Source organism: Nonomuraea sp. NPDC052129, from assembly GCF_040680095.1.
In the GTDB taxonomy this organism is placed as follows: Bacteria; Actinomycetota; Actinomycetes; order Streptosporangiales; family Streptosporangiaceae; genus Nonomuraea.
This window is the reverse complement of record NZ_JBFAVX010000004.1, coordinates 27,740-49,939: the sequence shown is the minus strand read 5'-3', so window position 1 is coordinate 49,939 and position 22,200 is coordinate 27,740. Positions and strand designations below refer to the sequence as shown.

Below are 22,200 nucleotides of genomic sequence, written 5' to 3'. Positions count from 1 at the left end.
CGCCTATCAGCCGCTTTCCTTGAATTCAATAAACCTTCAATCACGCTACATCGATAGGATCGCCGGATGATTGGCACCAGAATTCGCGAGCTCCGGTCCGAACGTAATCTCACCGTGGCGCAGCTCGCGACTGCCTCGGGGGTGCCGAGCGCGTTGCTCAGCCAGGTCGAGCGCAATCGGGACGACCCCAGTCTGGAGACCCTGCGGAAGATCGCCAAAGCGTTGGAACTGCCGCTGTTCAGCCTGTTCCAGGAGTCGGATCCGGCCCTCGTGGCGGTGATCCGCGCCGACGCCCGGGTGGGGGTCGAGTCGCCGTCCGAGGGGATCACCTATACGCGCGTGTCGCCGGGTCGCGGACGGCTGGAAGTCCTGGAGGGGCACCTGCTGCCCGGTGGCTCGTCGGCCGCCGAGCCGTGGACGCATCCGTCGGAGGAGTGCGTGATGGTGCTGCGGGGGCGGCTCGTCGTCGAGGTCTCAGGCATCACCCATGAACTCGAGGCGGGCGACAGCTGCTATTTCGACTCCTCGCTGCCGCACCGCTATCTGAACACGGGCACCGAACCCACCGACTTCATCATTGCCGCGACGCCCCCTAGTTACTGATTTTTCCTGTCATAGTGATGCGGCTAATGCCAACCCAAACCAGGAGGTCCTTCGTGGTGTCCAGATTCGGCCGCGCCTTGATTGTGGCGGGAGCGGCGTTGCTGGTGCTGCCGGTGCTACCGGCCCAGGCGTCGGACGACGTCAAGGCCAGCGCCAACGTCAAGCTCGTCGCCAACGTCCCGAAACAGGGGCCGTTCAAGGACTCCGAAGCCTACGACACCGACCTGGCCTTCCAGGGTGACTACGCCTTCCAGGGCAACTACCACGGCTTCACGATCTACGACATCAAGAACCCGGCCAAGCCGGCGGTCGTCAGCCGCGTCAGCTGCCCCGCCGCCCAGAACGACGTCTCGGTCCAGGGCGACCTGCTCTTCCTGTCGGTGGACGAGTCGATGACCAATGACTCCTGCAAGGCCGAGGCCGAGACGCCCAGCGTGAAGTCGGCGTGGGAGGGCATCCGGATCTTCGACATCAGCGACAAGAAGCGGCCCAAGTACATCAAGTCCATCGAGACCGCCTGCGGCTCGCACACGCACACGCTCGTGCCCGACAAGACGCGGCCGGGCAAGAAGAGCACGGCCGTCTACCTGTACGTCTCGTCGTACGGGCCCGCCAAGTCCTACCCCGACTGCAAGCCGCCGCACGACCGGATCTCGATCGTCAAGGTGCCGCTCGGCAAGCCCACCTCCGCCAAGGTCGTCGCGCGCCCGGTGCTCTTCCCCGACGGCGGCAACGAGAAGCAGGAGGACCTGCTCGCCCCCACCACCGGTTGTCACGACATCACCGTGTTCCCGGCCAAGGACCTGGCCGCGGGCGCCTGCATGGGCGACGGCGTGCTCATGGACATCTCCGACAGGGAGCACCCCAAGGTCACGGCCAGGGTCACCGACGAGAACTTCGCGTTCTGGCACTCGGCGACGTTCAACAACACCGGCACCAAGGTCGTCTTCACCGACGAGCTGGGCGGAGGCGTCATGGCCGCCTGCAACGCGACGGTCGGTCCCCAGCGGGGCGCGGACGCGGTCTATGACATCACCGACGGCCAGCTCGCGTTCAAGAGCTACTACAAGATCCCGCGCAACCAGACCGGGGCCGAGAACTGTGTGGCGCACAACGGCTCGCTGATCCCGGTCGCGGGCCGCGACATCATGGTCCAGGCGTGGTATCAGGGCGGCGTGTCGATCTGGGACTTCACCGACTCCTCGGCGCCCGCGGAGATCGGCTACTTCGACCGCGGCCCGCTCAAGCCCCAGAACCTCGGCGGCTCCTGGTCGGCCTACTACTACAACGGCCACATCTACAGCAGCGACATCCAGAAGGGCCTGGACGTGCTGACCATCACCGACCAGCGGACCGACCCGGCCGCCACGAAGCGGTTGAAGGTCCTCAACACCCAGACCCAGTACGCCTACTGACCCGCCCGGTTACTGGGGCGGCACGAACCCACCCGGAGTCGCCTGCGGCGGCGACTCCGGCGCACTCGGCGCCTGCGGCTGGTAAGGCTGTCCGGCCTGAGGTTGGTACGGCTGGGCGGCCTGAGGCTGGTACGGCTGAGCGGGCGGCGTCGTCGGCGGATAGGGCGCTTGGTACCCCGGCGGAGGCGCCTGGTACGCCCCCGGTTGCGCGAAGGGCCCCGGTTGGGGGAAAGGTCCAGGTTGTACTGGGGGAGCCATGCCGTTGCGCTGAGCCAGCCGTACCTGGTCGCGCCTGCGACGTTCGGCCAGGACGGCGCTCAGGTAGGCGTGCGGCGGCACCCCGGACGGCGCGGCGGGTGAGACGAACGCCGCCACCTGAGCCGCGATGCGCATCCCCACTTCGTGCTGGATCTGCGGCGACAGGTCGTGCCAGCGGGAGACGTACTGCCGGGCGGCCGTCGCGACCTCCTCTGGCAGCTGGGAGAGTTCCAGCGTCGCGGCCCAGGCGGCCAGCGGCGGCGGCATCATGATCAGGTGCCCGTCGGATCGCGGCCCGCGCTCCGAGATCACGATCGTGCCCGCGAAGATGTCGCCCAGCCGCTTGCCCCGCTGGGAGACCAGCGAGGAGATCAACGCCGGCGCCCCGGAGAACATCCAGAACTCCACCAGCCCGGCCAGCCCGCGGAACAGCGCCTGCCTGAACCGTTCGGGGCTCCCGTCGTCGCTGACCACCCGCAGCCCGAGCGCCAGCTTGCCGAGGCTCCGCCCTCTGCTCACCGTCTCGAAGATGACCGGGTAGCCCACGATCACCAGCACGAGCAGCACGATCGACACGGCCGCGAACAGCGCCGTGTCGGTGACCAGGAAGAACGCTTGCAATGCAACGTACGTGGCGATCAGGACGGTCATCTGGACCGCCATGTCGATGATGAGCGCCAAGGCGCGGGACGGCATCTGGGCCACCCGTACCTCGACGACGACGGCGTCACCGGTCACAACCTCTGACATACGTGGAGCCTAACGGCATTGACCCGATGGATGACCGGCCACAATGGTCGGGTGGACATCGATGCGTTCGTCACCGCACACCGCCCGGTATGGGACAGATTGGAGCACTTGGTCAAACACCGCTCCTCCCTGACCGGTCCCGAGGTCGACGAGCTGGTCGACCTCTACCAGCGGGTGTCCACGCATCTGTCGATCGTCCGCTCGTCCTCCGCGGACGCGATGCTGACCGGCCGCCTGTCCGCGCTGGTGGCCAGGGCGCGGTCGGCGGTGACGGGCGCGCACACGCCCGCCTGGCGGGAGTTCGTCAGGTTCGTCACCGTGTCGTTCCCGGTGGTGGCCTACCGGGCCCGGTGGTGGTGGCTGGCCACGTCGCTGGCGTTCATCGCCGTCTCGTGGGTGCTCGGCGCGTGGGTGGCGAGCAATCCCCAGGTGCAGACCTCGATCGCCTCGCCTGACGAGATCACGCAGCTCGTCGAGCACGACTTCGCCGACTACTACTCGGAGAACCCGGCCGCCTCCTTCGCCGGACACGTGTGGATCAACAACGCGTGGGTCTCGGCGCAGGTCATCATCTACGCGATCCTCCTGGGCCTGCCGATTCCGGTGCTGCTCTGGTCGAACGCCGCCAACCTCGGCGTCTCCGCCGGGCTGATGGCCTCCCGTGGCAAGCTGGACATCTTTTTCGGGCTGATCACCCCGCACGGCCTGCTGGAGCTGACCGCGGTGTTCCTGGCGGCCGCCGTCGGCATGCGGCTGGGCTGGACGGTCATCGACCCCGGGCCGCGCAAGCGGGTCGAGGCGCTGGCCGAGCAGGGCCGGGCGGTGGTCAGCGTGGCGCTCGGACTGGTCGGGGTGCTGTTCGTGTCGGGGCTCATCGAGGCGTTCGTCACGCCGTCCGGGCTGCCGACCCCGGTGCGGGTGGGCATCGGGGTGCTCGCCGAAGGGGCCTTCCTCGCGTACGTGATCGTCTTCGGCAGGCGGGCGCTGCGCCAGAACGAGACCGGCGATCTCGAACGCGCCCCGGACGTGGCCCCCAGCGCCTGACCCCGACCACAGGCTGTCTACAGGCGGCCGGCTGCCTTGAGCGCCAGGTACGCGTCCGCCAGGGCCGGGGCGATGTCCTCCGGGGGCGCGTCCACCACCTCGACGCCGTGGCGGCGCAGCCGGGCGGTGATGCGCCGCCGCCCCAGCTGCGTGTGCTCGGCCGCCGCCGCGTCGTACACCTGCTCGGCCGTGTCCTTCTGGGCCGCCATCGCCGCCACGCGCGGATCGGAGACGCCCGCGACCAGCACCAGGTGGCGCGCGGACAGCTGCGGCAGCACCGGCATCAGCCCCTCTTCGAGCGCGGCCGAGTTGAGGTCGGTGAGCAGCACGACCAGGCAGCGCCGCTTGGCCCGGGACAGGACCGCCGCGACCATGCCCTGCGAGTCGGCCTCGATCAGCTCCGCCTCGATCGGCGCCATCGCGTTGACCAGTGATGACAGCAGCTCGGTGCGCGAGGCCCCGGCCACCCAGGCGCGTACGGCCCGGTCGTAGGCGAGGAAGTCCACCTGGTCGCCCGCCTTGGCGGCCAGCGCGGCGAGCAGCAGGGCCGCGTCCATCGACCAGTCGAGCCGGGGCCAGCCCGGCACCGGCCGGGGCTCCGGCCGGACCAGCAGCCCGCCGGCGCCCGCCTCGGCGCCGGCCATCGGCGTCGGGGCGTCGCCCACCCGGCCCGCGGAGGTGCGGCCGGTGTCGAGCACGATCAGCACCCGCCGGTCGCGTTCCGGGCGCCAGGTGCGTACGACCACGTCGTGGCGGCGCGCGGTGGCCCGCCAGTCGATCGAGCGTACGTCGTCGCCCACCACGTACTCGCGCAGCGAGTCGAACTCGGTGCCCTGCCCGCGCACCAGGGCCGGGTGCTGGCCGTCGAGCTCGCGGAGCCTGGCGAGCCGGGAAGGCAGGTGCTTGCGTGACAGGAACGGCGGCAGCACGCGCACCGACCACGGCGCCCGGTGGGTGCCCTGACGGGCGGCCAGGCCGAGCGGCCCGAGCGAGCGCACGGTGAGCGCCACGGACTCGCGGTCGCCGCGCCTGGTCGGGGTGAGCGTCACGACGAGCTTGCGGCGCTCTCCGGCGGGCACGTCGAGCCGCTGGGAGCGCGGTGAGGCGCCCGCGGAGGGCGGCCAGGCGTCGCGCAGCAGACCGCGTACGCGCCTGCCGCCCGGGTTCTCCACCACCAGCTCGACCGTCGCCTGGCCGCCGAGCCGGACCAGCCGGTCGCCCGAGCGGTGGAAGCGGAGCGGGCGGACCGCGCCCGCGAACACCAGGTCCACGATGATCGCGGCGGTCAGCAGCAGGCAGACGCCCGCGACCGCGGGTCCCGGATCGGGCGCCAGCAGTACGACCACGATGCCGATCGCCGCCACCAGCCCGGCGCGTCCCGTCAGAGCCATCAGCGCGGGACCGGGACCGAGGCCAGGATGCCGTCGAGCAGGCCGTCGGAGGTCGCGCCCTCCAGCTCGGCCTCGGGCCGCAGCTGGATCCGGTGCCGCAGCGCGGGCCTGGCCAGCGCCTTGACGTCGTCGGGCGTGACGTAGGCGCGGCCCGACAGCCACGCCCAGGCCCGCGAGGCGGCCAGGAGCGCGGTCGCGCCACGCGGCGAGACGCCGAGCTGGAGCGACGGAGAGTTCCTGGTGGCCCGGGACACGTCCACGATGTAGCCGAGCACCTCGGGCGCCACGTGTACTTTCGAGACCGCCTCGCGGCCCGCTTCGAGGTCCTGGGCGGTGGCGACGGGCTTGATCTCGGACAGGTCGCGCGGGTCGAAGCCGCGCGCGTGCCGTTCGAGGACCATGATCTCCTGGTCGCGCGGTGGCAGCGGCACGGTCAACTTGAGCTGGAACCGGTCGAGCTGCGCCTCCGGCAGCTGGTAGGTGCCCTCGTACTCGATCGGGTTCTGCGTCGCGCACACCACGAACGGGTCGGGCAGCTTGCGCGCGTCGCCCTCCACGCTGACCTGCCGCTCCTCCATAGCCTCCAGCAGCGCGGCCTGGGTCTTCGGCGGGGTGCGGTTGATCTCGTCGGCCAGCAGCAGGTTGGTGAACACCGGCCCCTCGCGGAACTCGAACCGCGCCGTCTTCGCGTCGTAGATCAACGAGCCGGTCACGTCGCCCGGCATCAGGTCGGGCGTGAACTGCACCCGCTTGAAGTCCAGCGAGAGCGCGGCGGACAGGGTGCGGACCATGAGCGTCTTGGCCACGCCCGGCACGCCTTCGAGCAGCACGTGCCCCCGGCACAGCAACGCGATGACCAGCCCGGTCACCACGGCGTCCTGGCCCACCACGGCCTTGGACACCTCGGCGCGCAGCGCGCTGAGCGCGTCCCTGGCCGCGTCACCGCCGGGCACGTGGGCGGTCTCCTCAATGTTCACTGACGGTCCTCTCGATGACGTCCAAGTAGCGTGCCAGGCCGACGAGCCCGGCGTCGTCGGCGGGGGGCGGGCCGTACAACGCGGCGCCGATCTCCTGCGGGTCCTGGCCGGTCCGTACGGCGATGGCGGCCACCAGCTCGTGCCGCCCCGAGCCGGAGCCGAGGCCGAGCCGGGGCGTGAGCCGGTCGATCGTGCCCGCCCTGAGCGAGTCGGCCGCCCTGCCCCTGGCCCGTCTGGCCCGGTAGAGCCGCCCGCGCCCCTCGACCGTCTCCGCGGCCCGCACCACGACGGGCAGCCGCTCGGTCACGACCGGCCCCAGCCGCCGGCCTCGCCAGAACGCCACCAGCGCCACCGTGATGACCGACATCAGCACGGCCCAGGGGATGCCCGCGGGCATCAGTTCGTAGATGGACTGACCGGCCTCGCCGGGCAGCTCGCCCACCGGCGGCGTCTCGGGCGCCACCAGCCAGGTCACGGCCTTGGCCGAGCCCAACAGGTTGAGGGCGAGCGCGGCGTTGCCGTCCTCGGCCAGGCGCTGGTTGGTCATGAACTCGCCGCTGCCCAGGACCGTCGTGGTGCCGCCCGCGTTGGGGTAGCTGACCAGCGTCGATCCGTCGCCCGCCGGGTAACAGCCGATGGCGCCCGACGGTCCGGTGAACGCGCCGCCGCCGATGAACGCGCTGCCCGCGGCCTTGGCGGCGGGCAATGAGCACTCCGGCTCGCGGGAGCGCTCACGGGCGCTGCCCCGCTCCGGCCGTACGCCGGGGGCCAGCTCGTCGAGGTCGAAGACGCTGCCGACGATCACCCGGTCGCCCTGGATCGCGGCCAGCTCGCGGGTGTTGGCGTAGGTCGCGTCGGTGATCAGCAGCAGCCGGTCGCCTGGCGCGGCGCCGTTCGCCTTCGCGGCGGCCGCTCCCGACGAGTCGACCCGGTCGACGGTGACACCGCGGTCGCGCAGCAGCGCGGCCAGCGCCATCGAGCCCGACAACGAGGAGTCGGCGGGATCCAGGTGGCGGGCCGGGCGGGAGTCCGGTTTGAGCAGCACGCTGAGGACCGCGGCGAGCACGATGAGCGCGCCGAGCAGGACGATCATCCGGCTCGCCCGCCAGGTCGAGCGCACGGTCGGGGCGGTGGAGTAGGACTCGCCGGTCTCCTGGGGGCGCATGTCGAGGCTCATGAGGTTCCCCCAGTCGGCGGGACCGGCCTGGCGCTCATGGGGTCCTCCCGGCCAGCGGGACCGGCCTGGCCTGGCGGAGCCGCTCGTCGAGCTCGCTCATGGCGGTGTACGCCTCCCGGGTGCCCGGCACGTCGCCGTAGGTCACGTCGTCGAACGAGCGGGCGGCGGTCGTCAGTTCCGCGGCGAAGGCGGGCAGCGCCTGGCCCGCCTCGGCGGCCAGTTCGTCGGCCGTGCGTCCGGGCAGCCCGTCGACCAGGGCCCGCTCCTCCAGATCGCGGGCGATGGCGCGCAGCCGTTCCTGGATCGCCTCGGTCCAGCGGCCCTGGGTGACCAGCCGTTCGGCCGCCTGGCGGTGCTCGGCGGCGGTCATCCTCCGCTCGCCGAACAGGCCGTCCGCCGCCGTCGCGTTCGCCCGCGAGGTCTTGCGGAGCTGCCATACGACCAGCGCGATGACCCCGCCGATGATCACTACGATCACGACGGCGGAGATGATGCCGCCGGTCGTGCCGCCGCCCGTGGCCGCGTCCATGAGATCGCCGACGAACTGCGTGAAGCGCCGGTACGCCTGGTCCAGCAGTGATTCCTTCTCGTATCCGGGCTTGAGGAGCTCATCCGCGGCCCTGCGCGCGGCCTCCCCCCTGTCGATCGGGGTCACGGCCTGGCGGAGTTGGACGGGTGCCAGAGCTCGTCGGCGGAGGCGTGCACCCAGCCCTGGCGCTGCTGCTCGATCGCCGCCGTCTGCAGCACCAGGTCGAACGCCTCGCTGCGCATCCGCCGGTCGGCGTAGAGGAGACCCGAGACGCCCGCCTCGAACGGATAGGTGATCATCGCGCCGAGCGTGCCGCCGATGGTGATCAGCACCGTGGACAGCACGGTGGCGCCCGCCGACTCGCCGAGCAGGCCGAAGAGGGTGCCGGCGATGGTGAAGGGCACCTCCAGGATGCCCGCTACGAGCCCCACCAGCAGCGAGGTGAGCAGCAGGATGCCGAGCACCCGCCAGAAGTCACCGGTCACGAGGTTCCAGGAGCGCCGCAGGGCGTCGATGGGGCCCCTTCCCTCCAGCACCACGGCCGGCGCCGCGAGCGCGAAGCGGGTCCGGAAGTACAGCACGTAGGCGATGTACAGGATGAGCAGCAGCCCGGTGATCACGAGCACGCCGCCGGCCGTGGCGGGCGAGTCGTCGCCCGCGCCGGTCGCGATGACCGCGACGATGATCAGCGCGATGACGACCAGCGGGACCAGCATGATGACGGCCATCAGCCCCACCACGCCGAACAGCGCCGGGACGCGGCTCTTGGTCAGCTGCCACGCCTCTCCGGCGGAGATCTTGCCGCCGAACACGGCGCGGCCGAGTATCCGCATCAGCACGCCGGTCAGCAGTGTCACCACGACGAAGCTGACCGCGTAGGAGACGATCGCGCCGCCGTACTGGGCGATGAAGCCGCCGTACAGGCCGGTCACGTCCGCCTGCTCCGCCGAGGACGGATCGTTCAGCACGCCGCGCATGGTGTCGAAGGCGAACACCTGCCCGATCGCGATCGGGACGGCCCCGAGCAGGGCGGCGACCGCCGAGAGGCCCAGCACGGCCTTGGGGTTGGACCGGATGAGTTTGATCGTTCCGTCGAGGATGTCGCCCAGCCCCAGCGGCCGTAGCGGTATGATCCCCGGGCGCAGTGCGGGCGGATGCGGCATGTAGCCGTAGCCGGGCGGCGGCTGCTGATAGGGCGGTTGCGGACCGGAGCCGGGTGGCGGCTGCTGCGGCTGTTGGTGCTCGAAGCCGGGGGCGGTCCACGGCGAGGTCTGCGGGGCGCCGTAGGGAGGGGGCTGTTCTGGAGCCCAGCCTGGTGGCGTCTCGGGCGAGGGACCGTGACCGTCTGACATATCCCAATCCTGGCATGGTGGGCGGGGCATTGGTGTCGTGCGTACGATTCGCCGGCGCAACTTGCCCGCATTCCAGGGCGTTCCGGCTCAAGGATCTCATCGAAGGATGGCCGAAAGTCGTTCCGTTACCGCAGACTGAGATTGCGGTCGCGGATGCAAGTCTAAAACTCGTCTTTTGCGGGTCTCATGTCCCACGCATGGGCCAACTAAGGGTAACCTTCAGCGATCGTGCGGGTATGTCCCAGAATGCGTAGAACGAATGAGGGGCCATGAAAGGTCGCGTGCTGGTCGTCGATGACGACGCCGCTCTCGCCGAGATGCTGGGCATCGTGTTGCGCGGCGAAGGCTTCGAGCCATCCTTTGTCTCAGACGGGGACAAAGCCCTCGACGCTTTCCGGGACACGCGCCCGGACCTGGTGTTGCTCGACCTGATGCTGCCGGGGGCCGACGGCATCGACGTGGCGCGCAGGATCAGGGCGGAGTCGGGGGTGCCCATCGTCATGCTCACCGCCAAGAGCGACACGATCGACGTCGTGCTCGGTCTGGAGTCGGGGGCCGACGACTACATCGTCAAGCCGTTCAAGCCGAAGGAACTCGTGGCCAGGGTGCGGGCGCGGCTGCGCCGTACCGACGAGCCCACTCCGGAGATCCTGCAGATCGGCGACATCACCATCGACGTGGCCGGCCACTCGGTCAAGCGCTTCGAGGAGACCATCAACCTGACGCCGCTCGAGTTCGACCTGCTCGTCGCGCTGGCTCGCAAGCCGCGCCAGGTCTTCACCCGTGAGGTCCTGCTGGAGCAGGTCTGGGGCTACCGGCACGCGGCCGACACGCGCCTGGTCAACGTGCACGTTCAGCGGCTCCGGGCGAAGATCGAGAAGGACCCCGAGCACCCCGAGATCGTGGTCACGGTCCGTGGTGTGGGCTACAAAGCCGGGCCGGCCTGACCGGCGCCCACCCCTGCCATGCCCCCGACCAGCCAGAAACGACTCCGTCGCCGTACTCTCCGCCAGATTCTCGGCGGGGTCCGGCGGCGGACGCGGCGTGCGGCGGGCAGGGCACGGAGCGTATGGCGGCGCTCGCTCCAGCTCCAGGTGGTCACCAGCACGCTGGTGATCTCCGTGACCGTGGTGGTCGTGCTCGGCGTCTTCCTGTCCGACCAGATCAACCGGTCGGTCATCGAGAGCCGTCAGCAGTCGTCGGCCACCGAGGCGTTCGCCGACCGCGTGCAGATCGCCGACGCGCTCAGCCAGAAGCCCGACGACCAGGCCAAGTCGACCTCCGACGCGAGCGGCAACGCGCCCGCCGACCCGCTCGACGAGGTGATGGACACCATCACCGGCTCCGGCGAGAACGGCTCCAAGAAGCGCTACGAGGTGCTGGTGCTCAACACCTCCAACCCCGGCAGATCGCGCGCCTCGGGCAACGTCACGCCGGAGGACGTGCCGCTGGCACTGGAGCAGGCCCTGCGGCGCGACGAGCGGAAGTTCATCTTCGACAAGCCGTACCGCTTCACCGCGCCCATCACGTTCACCGGTGAGAGTCAGCCCACGCCCACGCTGGTCATCGCCGGCGTGGTCAGCCTCCTCAACGGCGAGAACTACGAGGTCTACCACTTCTTCCCGATCAGCGAGGAAGAGCGGATGCTGTCCAACGTCCGGCTCGCCATCGCCGTGGTGGGACTGGGCCTCGTGGTGCTGCTGGCCGCCATCGCCTACCTGGTCGCCCGGCAGGTGGTCAGCCCGGTCCGGCTGGCCCGCGAGGCGGCCGAGCGCCTGGCGGCGGGCAAGCTCGACGAGCGGCTCAAGGTACGCGGTGAGGACGACCTGGCCCGCCTGGCCACCTCGTTCAACGAGATGGCCGTCAACCTGGCACTGAAGATCCACCAGCTGGAGGAGCTGTCCCAGGTCCAGCGGCAGTTCGTGTCCGACGTCTCCCACGAGCTGCGTACCCCGCTGACCACCGTGCGGATGGCCGCCGACCTGCTCTACGACGCCCGCGAGGACTTCGACCCGATGGCCGCCCGCTCGGCCGAGCTCATGCAGGCCCAGCTGGAGCGGTTCGAGTCGATGCTGGCCGACCTGCTGGAGATCAGCCGCTACGACGCCGGTGCCGCCACGCTCGACCTCGACCCGGTCGACGTACGTGACGTGGTGCTGCGCGCGATCGGCGACTCCGAGGCGCTGGCCGAGCGCCACTCCACCCGCTTCGAGCTGCGGCTGCCCAACGAGCCGTGCATGGCGGAGATCGACAACCGGCGGGTCGAGCGCATCCTGCGCAACCTGCTGTTCAACGCCATCGAGCACGGCGAGGGCAGGGACGTCGTGGTGACGGTGGGCGCCGACCGGGACGCGGTGGCGGTCGCCGTACGAGACCACGGAATCGGCCTGAAAGCCGGCGAGGACACCATGGTGTTCGACCGGTTCTGGCGCGCCGACCCGTCACGGGCGCGGACCATCGGCGGCACCGGGCTGGGCCTGGCCATCTCGCGTGAGGACGCCTCCCTGCACGGCGGCTGGCTGCAGGCATGGGGCCAGCAGGGGGAGGGCTCGCAGTTCCGGCTGACGCTGCCCCGGGTGGCCGGGACCGACCTGAAGGGGTCGCCGCTGTCGCTGGTGCCACCGGAGATCGAGATGCGGCGCACGTGGCGCGGGCAGATGACGCCGGTGCTGCTGCCCGCCTCGGCGGACGGGGCTGGTTATGACGAGGACTAGTGCTCCGGTTTTTTTGCGGATCAGGCGGCTCGGCGTTGTCGTCGCCGTCGTCGCGGCTCTCTTCTGGAGCTCGGCCTGCGCGGTGATCCCTGTGGGCGGTCCGTTCCCGGTCGGCGAGGCCGATGGCGGCGACCCGATGAACAAGCCGTTCCAGCGCATGGTCGCCATCCCGCCGCAGGCCGGCTGGTCGCCGGAGCAGGTGGTGACGGGCTTGCAGGCCGCCATGGCCGCCTACGCCGACGATCCGGAGATCCTGGCGAAGTACCTGACCCCCGAGGCGCGGCAGGCGTGGAAGCCCGGCGGTCCGGTGACGGTCCTCGACAACCTGGTGAAGTACGACGTGGAGGGGAAGATCGGCGACAAGGAGATCACCGTCTCCCTCTCCGGCACCCAGGTCGCCCGCATCGAGAACGACGACACCTATGTGCCCACCTCCGTGGGGGTCGACAGGAAGTTCACGCTGGTCAAGGACCAGCAGGGCGACTATCGGGTCAAGTCGCTGGTCGGCGGCCTCCTGCTCACCGAGGCGGACGTCACCCGCGCGTACCGGCCGACGAACCTCTACTACCTGAACGGCACGCCCGGCAGCGGCGGCGCCAACTCGGACATGCTCGTCGTCGACCGGGTCCGGCTGCGGCTCAAGCCCACCGAGAGCTTCGCCAAGACGATCATCGAACGGCTGCTCAAGGGACCGAGCAAGGCGCTGCAGGGCGCCGTGGAGAACGTCTTCCCGCACGGCACGCGAGTCGAGTCCGTACGCGCCGGGGACGACCGCGTGGTGATCAACCTCAGTGGTCCCATCGACTCGGGCGACATCTTCACCAGGGGACTCCAAGCCCAGCTCAGATGGAGCCTGACCAGCAACAACGTGGCCAACGGCCGGTACATCGAGGTGCAGCTGGACGGCGAGCCGTTCTACTCCTCGGAGGCGCTGACCATCCCGCCCAACATCAGCGACCCCTGGCTGGGCACCTCCTCGAACGCCGCCTACTACACCAGCAAGGGCGCCGTCTACGCGATGGCCACCGAAGGCCCCGGCCGGCCCGTGGCCGGACCCGCCGGTCAGGCGAACAACCAGTACTCGGCCTTCGCCGTGGCGGTCGGCGGTTTCTCCGTCGGCCAGGGCGCCGATCTCATCGCCGCCAAGTCGAGCGCGGGCGGCATCTGGGTGACCACGGCCGCGGCGGACGGCCGCTGGCAGCAGTGGATCCAGGGGGCGAGCGCGGATCTCACGGCGCCGTCCTGGCATCGGGACGGCACCCTATGGACGTACGACCGCCGGAACGGCGCCGTGCTGCGGTGCAATCCGGGCGCCGGGCGCGGGCCCGAACGCATTGCCGCGCCCAGCCTCGACGGGTTCGACGTCACGCGGCTGCGGATCGCCAGGGACGGCGTGCGGGTGGCGGTGACGATCGGCCAGCACGAGATCCGGGTCGGCGCCATCACAGGAAGCGGCGCCGCCGTCATGCTCGGAAATTTCCAGACATTGAGCACGGTCGACGACGAGAAGATCCGGGACCTGGCCTGGCGCGACGGCGAGCACCTGGTGGTGCTGTCGCAGAGCAAGGCCGGGCCGGTGGTCAAGGAGATCAACGTGGGCGACGGCACGATCACCAAGCTGCCGTCGGACACGCGGCTGCGGGCGCTGGCCGCGCAGGGTGAGCGGATCCTGGCGGGGACCGAGAAGAAGAACGAGATCCTGGAGTCCAACCTGGACAAGCAGAACTGGACCTCCAAGATCGCCGCAGACGCCGACACCCCGCTGTTCCCCCTGGGCTGACTGAACGCTTCCGCCTGGACCACCTGGACGCTTTCCGTGGTCGGCTGGACGCCCCCCAGAGTCGGCCGGGCTGCGACTGGCCGCCATGCCGGGGCTGACCGGACAGCGATCCGCCACTTGTGTGGGGGTCATTCCTGGGTTGATAGGGCGGTAGCTGCCCGCCCGCCAGGGGCGCCCCTTCTCCTGACAGGGGACATCTGGACCACCGGGTTCCGGGGGACGATCCGCCGCTCATGCGGGGCCGTCCTTAGGCTGATGGGGACGGTGACTGGCCGTCCGTGCGGGGGTCGTTCGTGGGCTGAAATTGTCGGGGTCGGCGGGCATGCTGGTCCTCGTGTTCGCCGCTCTCGCCGACCTTGCTGACCTGGCCCTTCCCCAGCGCTGCCTGGGCTGTGGCACCAAGGGCCCGCGCCTGTGCGGGACCTGTCTGGACCCCGCCCCGGCCCGCCGCATGCCGAGACCCGCCCCCGACGGCCTCCCCGAGTGCTGGTCGGCCGCCGACTACACGGGGGCCGTGCGCGAGGCGATCGTCGCCTACAAGGAGCGCGGCCAGACCACGCTGGCCCGTCCCCTGGCGACGGCCCTGGCCTTCACCGCCTGCCACGCCCTGGCATACACCGCCGGTCACGCTGTGGCGGACCGGCCTGTCATACCCCTGGCGGACCGCCCCGCCACACCCCTCGGGGACCGGCCCGCCACACCCGTGGCCGTGGCGGTCGTCCCCGTGCCCAGCGCCCGTCGAGCTCTCCGGTCAAGGGGGCACGACCCAGTCGGCAGGCTGGCGGCGTTGGCCGTGCGGCAGCTGGCGGCGTTCGGTCACCGGGCGGAGCTGTGGCCCGCGCTCGGACAGGCGCGTCAGGTTGGCGACCAGGCGGGCCTGAGCGCCACGCAGCGGGCCGCCAACCTCGCCGCCTCACTTCGGGTCACCCCCGTCGCGAAGGCCCGTCCAGCGGCCTCTGTGCTGCTCGTGGACGACATTGTGACCACGGGCTCCACACTGGCCGAAGCCGCCAGGACACTCCGGGTGCACGGCGTCGACGTCCTGCTGGCCGTCACCGTGGCCGCGACACGCCGAAGATCTTGCAATCCATTACGGTCACACTGAGTAAAGGGAGATCATTTTTCCGCTCTCACCTGGACGCCATATGTGCCTACCCGCTGGGCAGCGGTGGGGCAGCTCAGACCTCCGTAAGGGAGGGGATGTGTGGCCCGGCGTACGCAAAAAGGGGCATCCGTCACGTGAGTCACATTGGAGGAAAATCACAGAAAGTGATCGTTTGACCGATCCCTAGGCTGACATTCGTCTCCGATGCGGATAGCGTTCTGACATGGCACCCGTTCGGGTCCGTGGTTGCGCAGGGCCGGGAGTCCCGGCTCTGCTAGCCGATGCCAGCCGCAGGCAAAACGGTCCACGTAAGGCGACTCTTTGTCGACCGATCACGGTGCGGCTTAGGGGTAAGTCCTGCCTTCCCGGGGGTCCAGATGTCCCCCGTCAGGAGAGAAGGGCAGTAGTGGCATCAGAGCCGCGAAATCCTCAGCAGGCGGATGTGGGGTCGAAGACCAGGTCGGCCGGGCGGGTGCCACCCGAGAACCCGGTGACGGAACGTCGGAAGAGGGTAACGGTGACAGCAGAGAGGCAGACGGAAGACCCCGCCCGGCAAGCACGTCGTCGGGCGCTCTTTCTCAGTCGTTAGACGAAGGGGGGCTGTTGCATGGACATCATCGTCAAGGGCCGGCACACAGGAGTGAGTGATCGGTTCCGAGACCAGGTGGAGACCAAGCTGGCCAGGATCGAGCGTCTGGACAACAAGCTCATTCGAGTTGATGTGGAGGTGTCGAAGGAGCGCAATCCGCGCATCGCCAGTCAGCGAGAGCGCGTCGAGCTGACCATTCACTCTCGAGGACCCGCCATTCGCGCGGAGGCTTCCGCCGACGATCGATTCGCCGCCCTGGATATGGCCCTGGACAAACTGGAAGGCCGGCTCAGGCGGCTGTCCGACCGGCGCAAGGTGCACCACGGCAACCACGCGCCGCCCTCCGTCGCGGAGATCACCGCGACGCTGCCCGAAGCCGCCGACCTGGCGCCACCGCGCAAGGCCGAGGTCGTACCGGAGTTCGACGAAGAAGAAGAGCTCCCCGACGACAAGCAGTATGACGACATCGTCCCCATCGAGATGGACGGCGACGGGCCGCTCATCGTACGAGAGAAGCACCACAAAGCGGAACCCATGACCATCGACCAGGCTCTCCTCGAGATGGAGCTGGTCGGCCACGACTTCTATCTGTTCCGTGACAAGGAGAGTGGCCAGCCGTGTGTCGTTTACAACCGGCGCGGCTACAACTATGGCGTACTTCGGCTCGTAGAGCCGTGACGCAGCGCTAAAAGATCTTCTCGACCACCCTAGGACCGCGTGAGACATGCCATCATTGGCGGTCCAACGGCTCTGGCCCCCCGACGAGGAGGAGACGTGAGCGAGCTCAGTCAGGTCATGAGCGAGCGAAGCGCGGAGATGGCGGTCTCCAGGCTGATCGAGGAGGCCTGGTGACGGAGTCCGGCGAGGCGCGCCCGTCAGGAGGCGAGCCGATCCGCGTCCTGATCGTGGACGATCACGAGCTGATCAGGCGGAGCCTGGCTCTGGCGCTGGCCGCCGAGCCAGACATCGAGGTGGTCGGTGAGGCGAGCGACGGGCATGAGGCGGTCGAACTGGCCGACCGCCTCATGCCCGACGTGGTGCTCATGGACGTACGCATGCCGCGGCGCGACGGCATCGAGGCGGCGAAGGGCATCAAGGCTTCGGTGCCGAGCACCCGCATCATCATGCTGACGGTCAGCGACGAGGAAGAAGACCTCTTCGAGGCCATCAAGGCGGGCGCGACCGGCTATCTGCTCAAGGACGTGCAGATCAACGACGTCCCCGCCGCCGTGCGCGGAGTTCACGAAGGCCAGTCGCTCATCAATCCGGCCATGGCCGCCAAACTCATCAACGAGTTCGCGAACATGAGCAAGAAGGAGAGCGAACGCCCACCCCAGCTCCCTGTGCCGCGGCTGACCGAGCGGGAGATGGAGGTGCTGCGCCTGGTGGCCAAGGGGATGAACAACCGCGAGATCGCCAAGCAGCTCTTCATCTCCGAGAACACGGTCAAGAACCACGTCCGCAACATCCTCGACAAGCTGCAGCTCCACTCGCGCATGGAGGCTGTGGTCTACGCGGTGCGCGAGCGCATGCTGGAGATCACCTGACATCGCCCTCGGTGGGCGCGGCGGCTACGGATCGCCCGCCCCCTCGGTGGGCGTGCCGGGTACTGGCCGCCTGCGCCCTCGATGGGTGGGGCAGGCGCCGATCGGCCGCCCCTCCGGCCTGAGGTCTTATCTGGGGTCCGCCTCCAGGTGGGCGATGAGGTCGGGGTCGGCGCGTTCGACTCGTACGGTGTTGCAGCCCACCCACTCGGCGGCCGACCACAGCGCGTCGCTCAGGGCGTCGGCCCATTTGGCGCCGGTGAGGCCCGGCTCCAGGCTGAGCTGTCTGGCCACCAGCGTGGTGCCGTCGCGGGCCGGGTCCACTCGGCCGATCAGCCGGCCACCGGCCAGCACCGGCATCGTGAAGTAGCCGTGCACCCGCTTGTGCTTGGGCACATAGAGCTCGAGCTGGTAGTTGAAGCCGAAGACCCGCTCGGTCCGGCCGCGATGCCAGATGAGCGAGTCGAACGGCGACACCAGCGTCGTCCGGTGCCGCCCGCGCGGCGCCGACTCCAGGGCCGTCGGATTGGCCCACGCGTTGGTCTGCCCCCTGGTCGAGGGCCAGCCGGTCACGCGTACGGGCACCAGCCCCGTGGCCCCGCTGAGCAGCGTCTCGTCGAGGATGGCGGCGAATCTCCCCTTGAGGCGCAGGAAGTCGATCAGGTCGCCCCGGGTCGCCACGCCCAGCGAGGCACCGGCGATGGCCGCCAGCCGTACGATGCACTCCTCGTCGGAGAGGTCCTCGGCCTGGAGTTCGGCGGGGACCACGCGCTCGGAGAGGTCATAGACCCGCCGCCAGCCGACGCGGCGGCTGCAGACGAGCTCGCCGATGTCCAGCAGCCATTCCAGGCCGATCTTCGAGTCGGACCAGTCCCACCAGGGGCCGCCGTTCTTGGCACCGCCGACGTCGGAGGTGGTGAGCGGGCCCGAGGCGCGTACCTGATCCAGCAGCTTCTCCACGTGGTCGGGCACCTCGTGCCAGCGGTAGCGGCGATCGCGGTAGGCGCGCCGCCTGAAGGAGTAGAGGGGCCAGTGCTCGATCGGCAGGATGCAGGCGGCGTGGCACCAGTATTCGAAGCTCTGGGCGGGATTGTGCCAGTAGGCCCGCTCGACCTTGGGCCTGCCCACCGCGCCCAGGCGCGCATAGGCGACGAGCTCGTGGGAGCGGGCCAGGACCGAGATCGTGTCGAGCTGGATCGCGCCGAGCCTGCGGAGCATGCCGTGCACGCCACCTCGGCGGGCGTCCGCGCCGAGCAGGCCCTGGGCGCGCAGGATCAGCCGCCGCGCCTCGTCGGCCGTCAGATCCGTCATATCAGCACATTGGTACGGCTATGCATGCCGCGATGCTAGCGGCGGGCACCGACAGAAAACCGACGGGAGGAAAGGAGAGACGGTGGCCCGCCGCCTGACGCGTGGCATGGGCGGGCCCGCGGTGCGTGGCGTACGCAAACGGGGGTCCCGCAGCGGGACGCGTACGTAAACAGGGCTCCCGCAGCGGGACGCCTACCTGAGCGGGGGTGCCGCAGCGGGACGCGTACGTGAGCGGGGTCCGCCGCGTAGCGCGTGCGCGAGCGGCGGCCTTCCGCGTCTGCGTCGGAGGCCCAGGCGGCCTGGAGGGGTAGGGATGCCGGAGGTTCGGGCGTCCCCGAGGTTCGCCGGAGGCTCAGCGGTGGTCTTCCGCGTGGAGTCCCGCCCTGGGCGCGTCGATCACGACGTCGGTGAAGATGTCGAAGACGAGGGCGAGGATGCCGCCCACGACGAACACCCCGGCGCCGATCCAGATGAGCGTCCAGTTGGCGGCGGTCATCCCATAGCCGGCGACGACGGTGCCGAGCAGCATCACGGTCACCGCGAGCCATGAGGACGCGCGGCCGCCATGGTTACCGAGATTCTCCGTGTGCTCTGACTTGCGCCCCTCAACCATCACAAATCCTTCCCTTTGCCAGATATCCCGCTAACGGTGCAAACCACGGGCTTACCGGCATACGCTCTGCCTAGACCCCATTCTCCCAGACATGCCCGACGCTCTCGTCGTCGCGGTGGCTGTGTCTGGTTGCTGAACCGCCTACGATGGCAACGGGGAAGTTTGTCTCAGCCTCTCCTCCTGGCGGCGCCGCCGGGGTAGACCTGCGAGGAGCTTTACATAAAGTGGCAGCCATTCTCGACAAGATCCTACGTGCCGGCGAAGGCAAGACGCTGCGCAAGCTCAAGCGGATCGCCGATCAGGTCAACTCCATCGAGGACGACTTCACGAGCCTGTCCGACGCGGAGTTGCGCGCCCTGACGGACGAATTCAAGCAGCGGCTCGCGGACGGCGAAACCCTCGACGATCTGCTTCCCGAAGCGTTCGCGACCGTGCGCGAGGCGGCCCGCCGCGTGCTCGGTCAGCGTCACTTCGACGTGCAGATCATGGGCGGCGCGAGCCTTCACATGGGCAACATCTCGGAGATGAAGACCGGCGAGGGCAAGACCCTCACCTGTACCCTCCCCGCCTACCTCAACGCGCTCGCCGGCAACGGCGTCCACGTCATCACGGTCAACGACTACCTGGTCAAGGTCGGCGCCGAGAACATGGGCCGCGTCTACCGATTCCTCGGTCTCGAGGTCGGCATGATCCTGGCCGGGCAGGCCCCGGAAGAGCGGCGCAAGCAGTACGAGGCGGACATCACCTACGGCACCAACAACGAGTTCGGCTTCGACTACCTGCGCGACAACATGGCGTGGTCGCTGGACGAGTGCGTGCAGCGCGGCCACCACTTCGCGATCGTCGACGAGGTCGACTCCATCCTCATCGACGAGGCCCGCACCCCGCTGATCATCTCCGGTCCGGGGGAGCAGTCGGGCAAGTGGTACACCGAGTTCGCCAAGATCGTGCCGCGGCTGCGCAGAGGCGTCGAGGCCAAGTCGCCCGACGAGGAGAGCACCGGCGACTACATCGTCGACGAGAAGAAGCGCACGGTCGGCGTTCTGGAGTCCGGTGTCGCCAAGGTCGAGGACTGGCTGGGCATCGACAACCTCTACAAGGCCGAGCACACCCACCTGGTCGGCTTCCTGAACAACGCTCTGAAGGCCAAGGAGCTGTTCAAGAAGGACAAGGACTACATCGTCGCCGAGGGTGAGGTGCTCATCGTCGACGAGTTCACCGGCCGCATCCTGCACGGCCGCCGCTACAACGAGGGCATGCACCAGGCCATCGAGGCCAAAGAGGGCGTGAAGATCAAGGACGAGAACCAGACTCTCGCCACGGTCACCCTGCAGAACTACTTCCGCCTCTACAAGAAGCTGTCCGGTATGACCGGCACCGCCGTCACCGAGGCGAACGAGTTCCACCAGACGTACAAGCTCGGCGTGGTCCCGATCCCGACGAACCGTCCGATGATCCGCAAGGACCAGGCCGACGTCGTCTACAAGACCGAGGACGCCAAGTTCGCCGCGGTCGTCGAGGACATCAAGGAGCGCTACGACGTCGGCCAGCCGGTGCTGGTCGGCACCACCTCGGTCGAGAAGTCCGAGCGGCTGTCCAAGGCGCTCAAGCGCCGCGGCGTCCAGCACGAGGTGCTCAACGCGAAGAACCACGCGCGTGAGGCCGCGATCGTCGCCGAGGCGGGCCGCAAGGGCGCCGTCACCGTCGCCACCAACATGGCCGGTCGAGGCACCGACATCATGCTCGGCGGCAACTCCGAGTTCCGCGCCGACCTTGAGCTGCGCCAGCGCGGCCTCGACCCGCTCGAAACGCCCGAAGAATACGAGAAGGCGTGGCCCGAGGCGCTGGAGAAGGCCAAGGCGGCCGTCAAGGCCGAGCATGACGAGGTCACCGTGCTCGGCGGTCTCTACGTGCTCGGCACCGAGCGGCACGAGTCGCGCCGTATCGACAACCAGCTCCGCGGCCGCTCCGGCCGCCAGGGTGACCCGGGCGAGTCGCGCTTCTACCTCTCGCTCGGCGACGACCTGATGCGCCTGTTCAACTCGGCCAGGGTCGAGATGATCATGACCAGGCTCAACATCCCCGACGAGCAGCCGATCGAGTCCGGCATCGTCTCCAAGGCCATCGCCTCCGCCCAGCACCAGGTCGAGCAGCAGAACTTCGAGATCCGCAAGGAAGTTCTCAAGTACGACGAGGTCATGAACCGGCAGCGCAAGGTGATCTACGCCGAGCGCCACCGCGTGCTGGAGGGCGCCGACCTGCACGAGCAGGTGCAGGGCTTCATCGGCGAGGTGATCGACGGCTACGTCGCGGGCGCCACGGCCGAGGGCTTCGCCGAGGAGTGGGACCTCGACAAGCTGTGGAAGGCGTTCGGCGAGCTCTACCCCGTCACGGTCACCATCGACAACGTGGTCGAGGAGGCCGGCGGCCGCGAGGAGCTCACCGCCGAGCTCATCAGCACGAAGATGAAGAAGGACGCGCTGGAGGCCTACGCCAGGCGTGAGGAGGAGCTCGGCGCCGACGCCACCCGCGAGTTCGAGCGCCGCGTCATCCTGTCGGTCCTCGACCGCAAGTGGCGCGAGCACCTCTACGAGATGGACTACCTGCGCGAGGGCATCGGCATGCGGGCCTACGCGCAGAAGGACCCGCAGATCGAATACCAGCGCGAGGGCTTCGAGATGTTCGCCGCGATGCTCGAGGGCATCAAGGAGGACTCGGTCGGCTTCCTGTTCAACATCGAGGTCGAGGTTCAGGAGAACCCGATCGTCGAGGAAGAGGACGCGATGATGGCGGAGACCCGCTCGATCATCGCGCGCGGCCTGCGTGGGCCCGAGCGGCCCGCCGAGCTCGAATACTCCGCGCCGGGTGAGGCGGGCGAGGTCGAGCACACCCGGGTCCGCAGCACTTCGGCCGAGCGCGCCGCCTACGGCAACGTCGAGCGCAACGCGCCCTGCCCCTGTGGCTCGGGCAAGAAGTACAAGCGCTGCCACGGCGATCCCAAGAACGCCCAGGCATAACGCACCGGTCCGGTTCTGGGAGAAGGCCCAC

18 protein-coding genes are annotated in these 22,200 nt (G+C 69.4%); 10 read left to right on the top strand and 8 right to left on the bottom strand.

Annotation, left to right across the window (positions count from 1 at the left end; genetic code table 11):
* Positions 1-66 precede the first annotated feature (66 nt).
* Both AB0L53_RS11530 and AB0L53_RS11525 read left to right on the top strand, forming a co-directional pair.
* On the top strand, positions 67-603 hold the full coding sequence (locus AB0L53_RS11530) for an XRE family transcriptional regulator (protein ID WP_363992854.1): 537 nt from the start codon (positions 67-69) through the stop codon (positions 601-603).
* 53 nt (positions 604-656) lie between these two features.
* On the top strand, positions 657-2,018 hold the full coding sequence (locus tag AB0L53_RS11525) for a hypothetical protein (RefSeq protein ID WP_363992853.1): 1,362 nt from the start codon (positions 657-659) through the stop codon (positions 2,016-2,018).
* Positions 2,019-2,027: 9 nt separating this feature from the next.
* Here the strand turns inward: AB0L53_RS11525 and AB0L53_RS11520 are convergent, their stop codons facing one another.
* Positions 2,028-3,026, bottom strand: coding sequence for an RDD family protein (locus AB0L53_RS11520; protein WP_363992852.1), 999 nt, complete (start codon positions 3,024-3,026; stop codon positions 2,028-2,030).
* Positions 3,027-3,077: 51 nt separating this feature from the next.
* Here AB0L53_RS11520 and AB0L53_RS11515 point away from each other — a divergent pair, with 51 nt between their 5' ends.
* On the top strand, positions 3,078-4,070 hold the full coding sequence (locus AB0L53_RS11515; RefSeq protein ID WP_363992851.1) for a stage II sporulation protein M: 993 nt from the start codon (positions 3,078-3,080) through the stop codon (positions 4,068-4,070).
* 17 nt (positions 4,071-4,087) lie between these two features.
* Here the strand turns inward: AB0L53_RS11515 and AB0L53_RS11510 are convergent, their stop codons facing one another.
* The 5 genes from AB0L53_RS11510 to AB0L53_RS11490 are packed head-to-tail and all read right to left on the bottom strand — an operon-like array spanning position 4,088 to position 9,496.
* Positions 4,088-5,461: a DUF58 domain-containing protein gene (locus AB0L53_RS11510; RefSeq protein WP_363992850.1), complete on the bottom strand. Its 1,374-nt coding sequence runs from the start codon at positions 5,459-5,461 to the stop codon at positions 4,088-4,090.
* Complete coding sequence (locus tag AB0L53_RS11505) at positions 5,461-6,438, bottom strand: MoxR family ATPase (protein WP_357949082.1); 978 nt, start codon at positions 6,436-6,438, stop codon at positions 5,461-5,463. Before AB0L53_RS11505 ends, AB0L53_RS11510 begins: the two co-directional genes overlap by 1 nt.
* On the bottom strand, positions 6,428-7,615 hold the full coding sequence (locus AB0L53_RS11500) for a DUF4350 domain-containing protein (RefSeq protein WP_363992849.1): 1,188 nt from the start codon (positions 7,613-7,615) through the stop codon (positions 6,428-6,430). The genes AB0L53_RS11505 and AB0L53_RS11500 overlap by 11 nt, the downstream gene beginning before the upstream one ends.
* A gap of 34 nt (positions 7,616-7,649) precedes the next feature.
* Positions 7,650-8,270 carry a DUF4129 domain-containing protein gene (locus tag AB0L53_RS11495; protein ID WP_363992848.1) on the bottom strand — a complete coding sequence of 207 codons (621 nt, stop codon included), beginning with the start codon at positions 8,268-8,270 and terminating at the stop codon, positions 7,650-7,652.
* Entirely contained in the window at positions 8,267-9,496 is a 1,230-nt protein-coding gene (locus AB0L53_RS11490) for a glycerophosphoryl diester phosphodiesterase membrane domain-containing protein (RefSeq protein WP_363992847.1), read from the bottom strand. Before AB0L53_RS11490 ends, AB0L53_RS11495 begins: the two co-directional genes overlap by 4 nt.
* Before the next feature lie 269 nt (positions 9,497-9,765).
* Here AB0L53_RS11490 and mtrA point away from each other — a divergent pair, with 269 nt between their 5' ends.
* From mtrA to AB0L53_RS11460, 6 genes are all read left to right on the top strand, one after another.
* Complete coding sequence (mtrA, locus tag AB0L53_RS11485) at positions 9,766-10,443, top strand: MtrAB system response regulator MtrA (RefSeq protein WP_363992846.1); 678 nt, start codon at positions 9,766-9,768, stop codon at positions 10,441-10,443.
* Between the two features lie 18 nt (positions 10,444-10,461).
* On the top strand, positions 10,462-12,210 hold the full coding sequence (mtrB, locus tag AB0L53_RS11480) for an MtrAB system histidine kinase MtrB (RefSeq protein ID WP_363992845.1): 1,749 nt from the start codon (positions 10,462-10,464) through the stop codon (positions 12,208-12,210).
* On the top strand, positions 12,197-13,990 hold the full coding sequence (locus tag AB0L53_RS11475) for an LpqB family beta-propeller domain-containing protein (protein ID WP_363992844.1): 1,794 nt from the start codon (positions 12,197-12,199) through the stop codon (positions 13,988-13,990). Before mtrB ends, AB0L53_RS11475 begins: the two co-directional genes overlap by 14 nt.
* 322 nt (positions 13,991-14,312) lie before the next feature.
* Positions 14,313-15,095, top strand: coding sequence for a phosphoribosyltransferase family protein (locus tag AB0L53_RS11470; RefSeq protein ID WP_363992843.1), 783 nt, complete (start codon positions 14,313-14,315; stop codon positions 15,093-15,095).
* A 607-nt stretch (positions 15,096-15,702) separates the two neighbouring features.
* On the top strand, positions 15,703-16,362 hold the full coding sequence (gene raiA / locus AB0L53_RS11465) for a ribosome-associated translation inhibitor RaiA (RefSeq protein WP_357949102.1): 660 nt from the start codon (positions 15,703-15,705) through the stop codon (positions 16,360-16,362).
* A 170-nt stretch (positions 16,363-16,532) separates the two neighbouring features.
* Positions 16,533-17,231: a response regulator transcription factor gene (locus AB0L53_RS11460; protein ID WP_357647853.1), complete on the top strand. Its 699-nt coding sequence runs from the start codon at positions 16,533-16,535 to the stop codon at positions 17,229-17,231.
* Positions 17,232-17,357: 126 nt separating this feature from the next.
* On the opposite strand, the gene AB0L53_RS11455 is transcribed toward AB0L53_RS11460, so the two are convergent.
* Together AB0L53_RS11455 and AB0L53_RS11450 are read right to left on the bottom strand one after the other, a co-directional pair.
* Positions 17,358-18,539, bottom strand: coding sequence for a crosslink repair DNA glycosylase YcaQ family protein (locus AB0L53_RS11455; protein WP_363992842.1), 1,182 nt, complete (start codon positions 18,537-18,539; stop codon positions 17,358-17,360).
* Positions 18,540-18,891: 352 nt separating this feature from the next.
* Positions 18,892-19,152, bottom strand: a complete 261-nt coding sequence (locus AB0L53_RS11450) for an HGxxPAAW family protein (RefSeq protein WP_357647849.1) — start codon at positions 19,150-19,152, stop codon at positions 18,892-18,894.
* 224 nt (positions 19,153-19,376) lie between these two features.
* On the opposite strand from AB0L53_RS11450, the gene secA reads away from it, so the two are divergent.
* Positions 19,377-22,169, top strand: a complete 2,793-nt coding sequence (secA, locus tag AB0L53_RS11445; RefSeq protein WP_363992841.1) for a preprotein translocase subunit SecA — start codon at positions 19,377-19,379, stop codon at positions 22,167-22,169.
* The last annotated feature ends 31 nt before the right edge of the window (positions 22,170-22,200 follow it).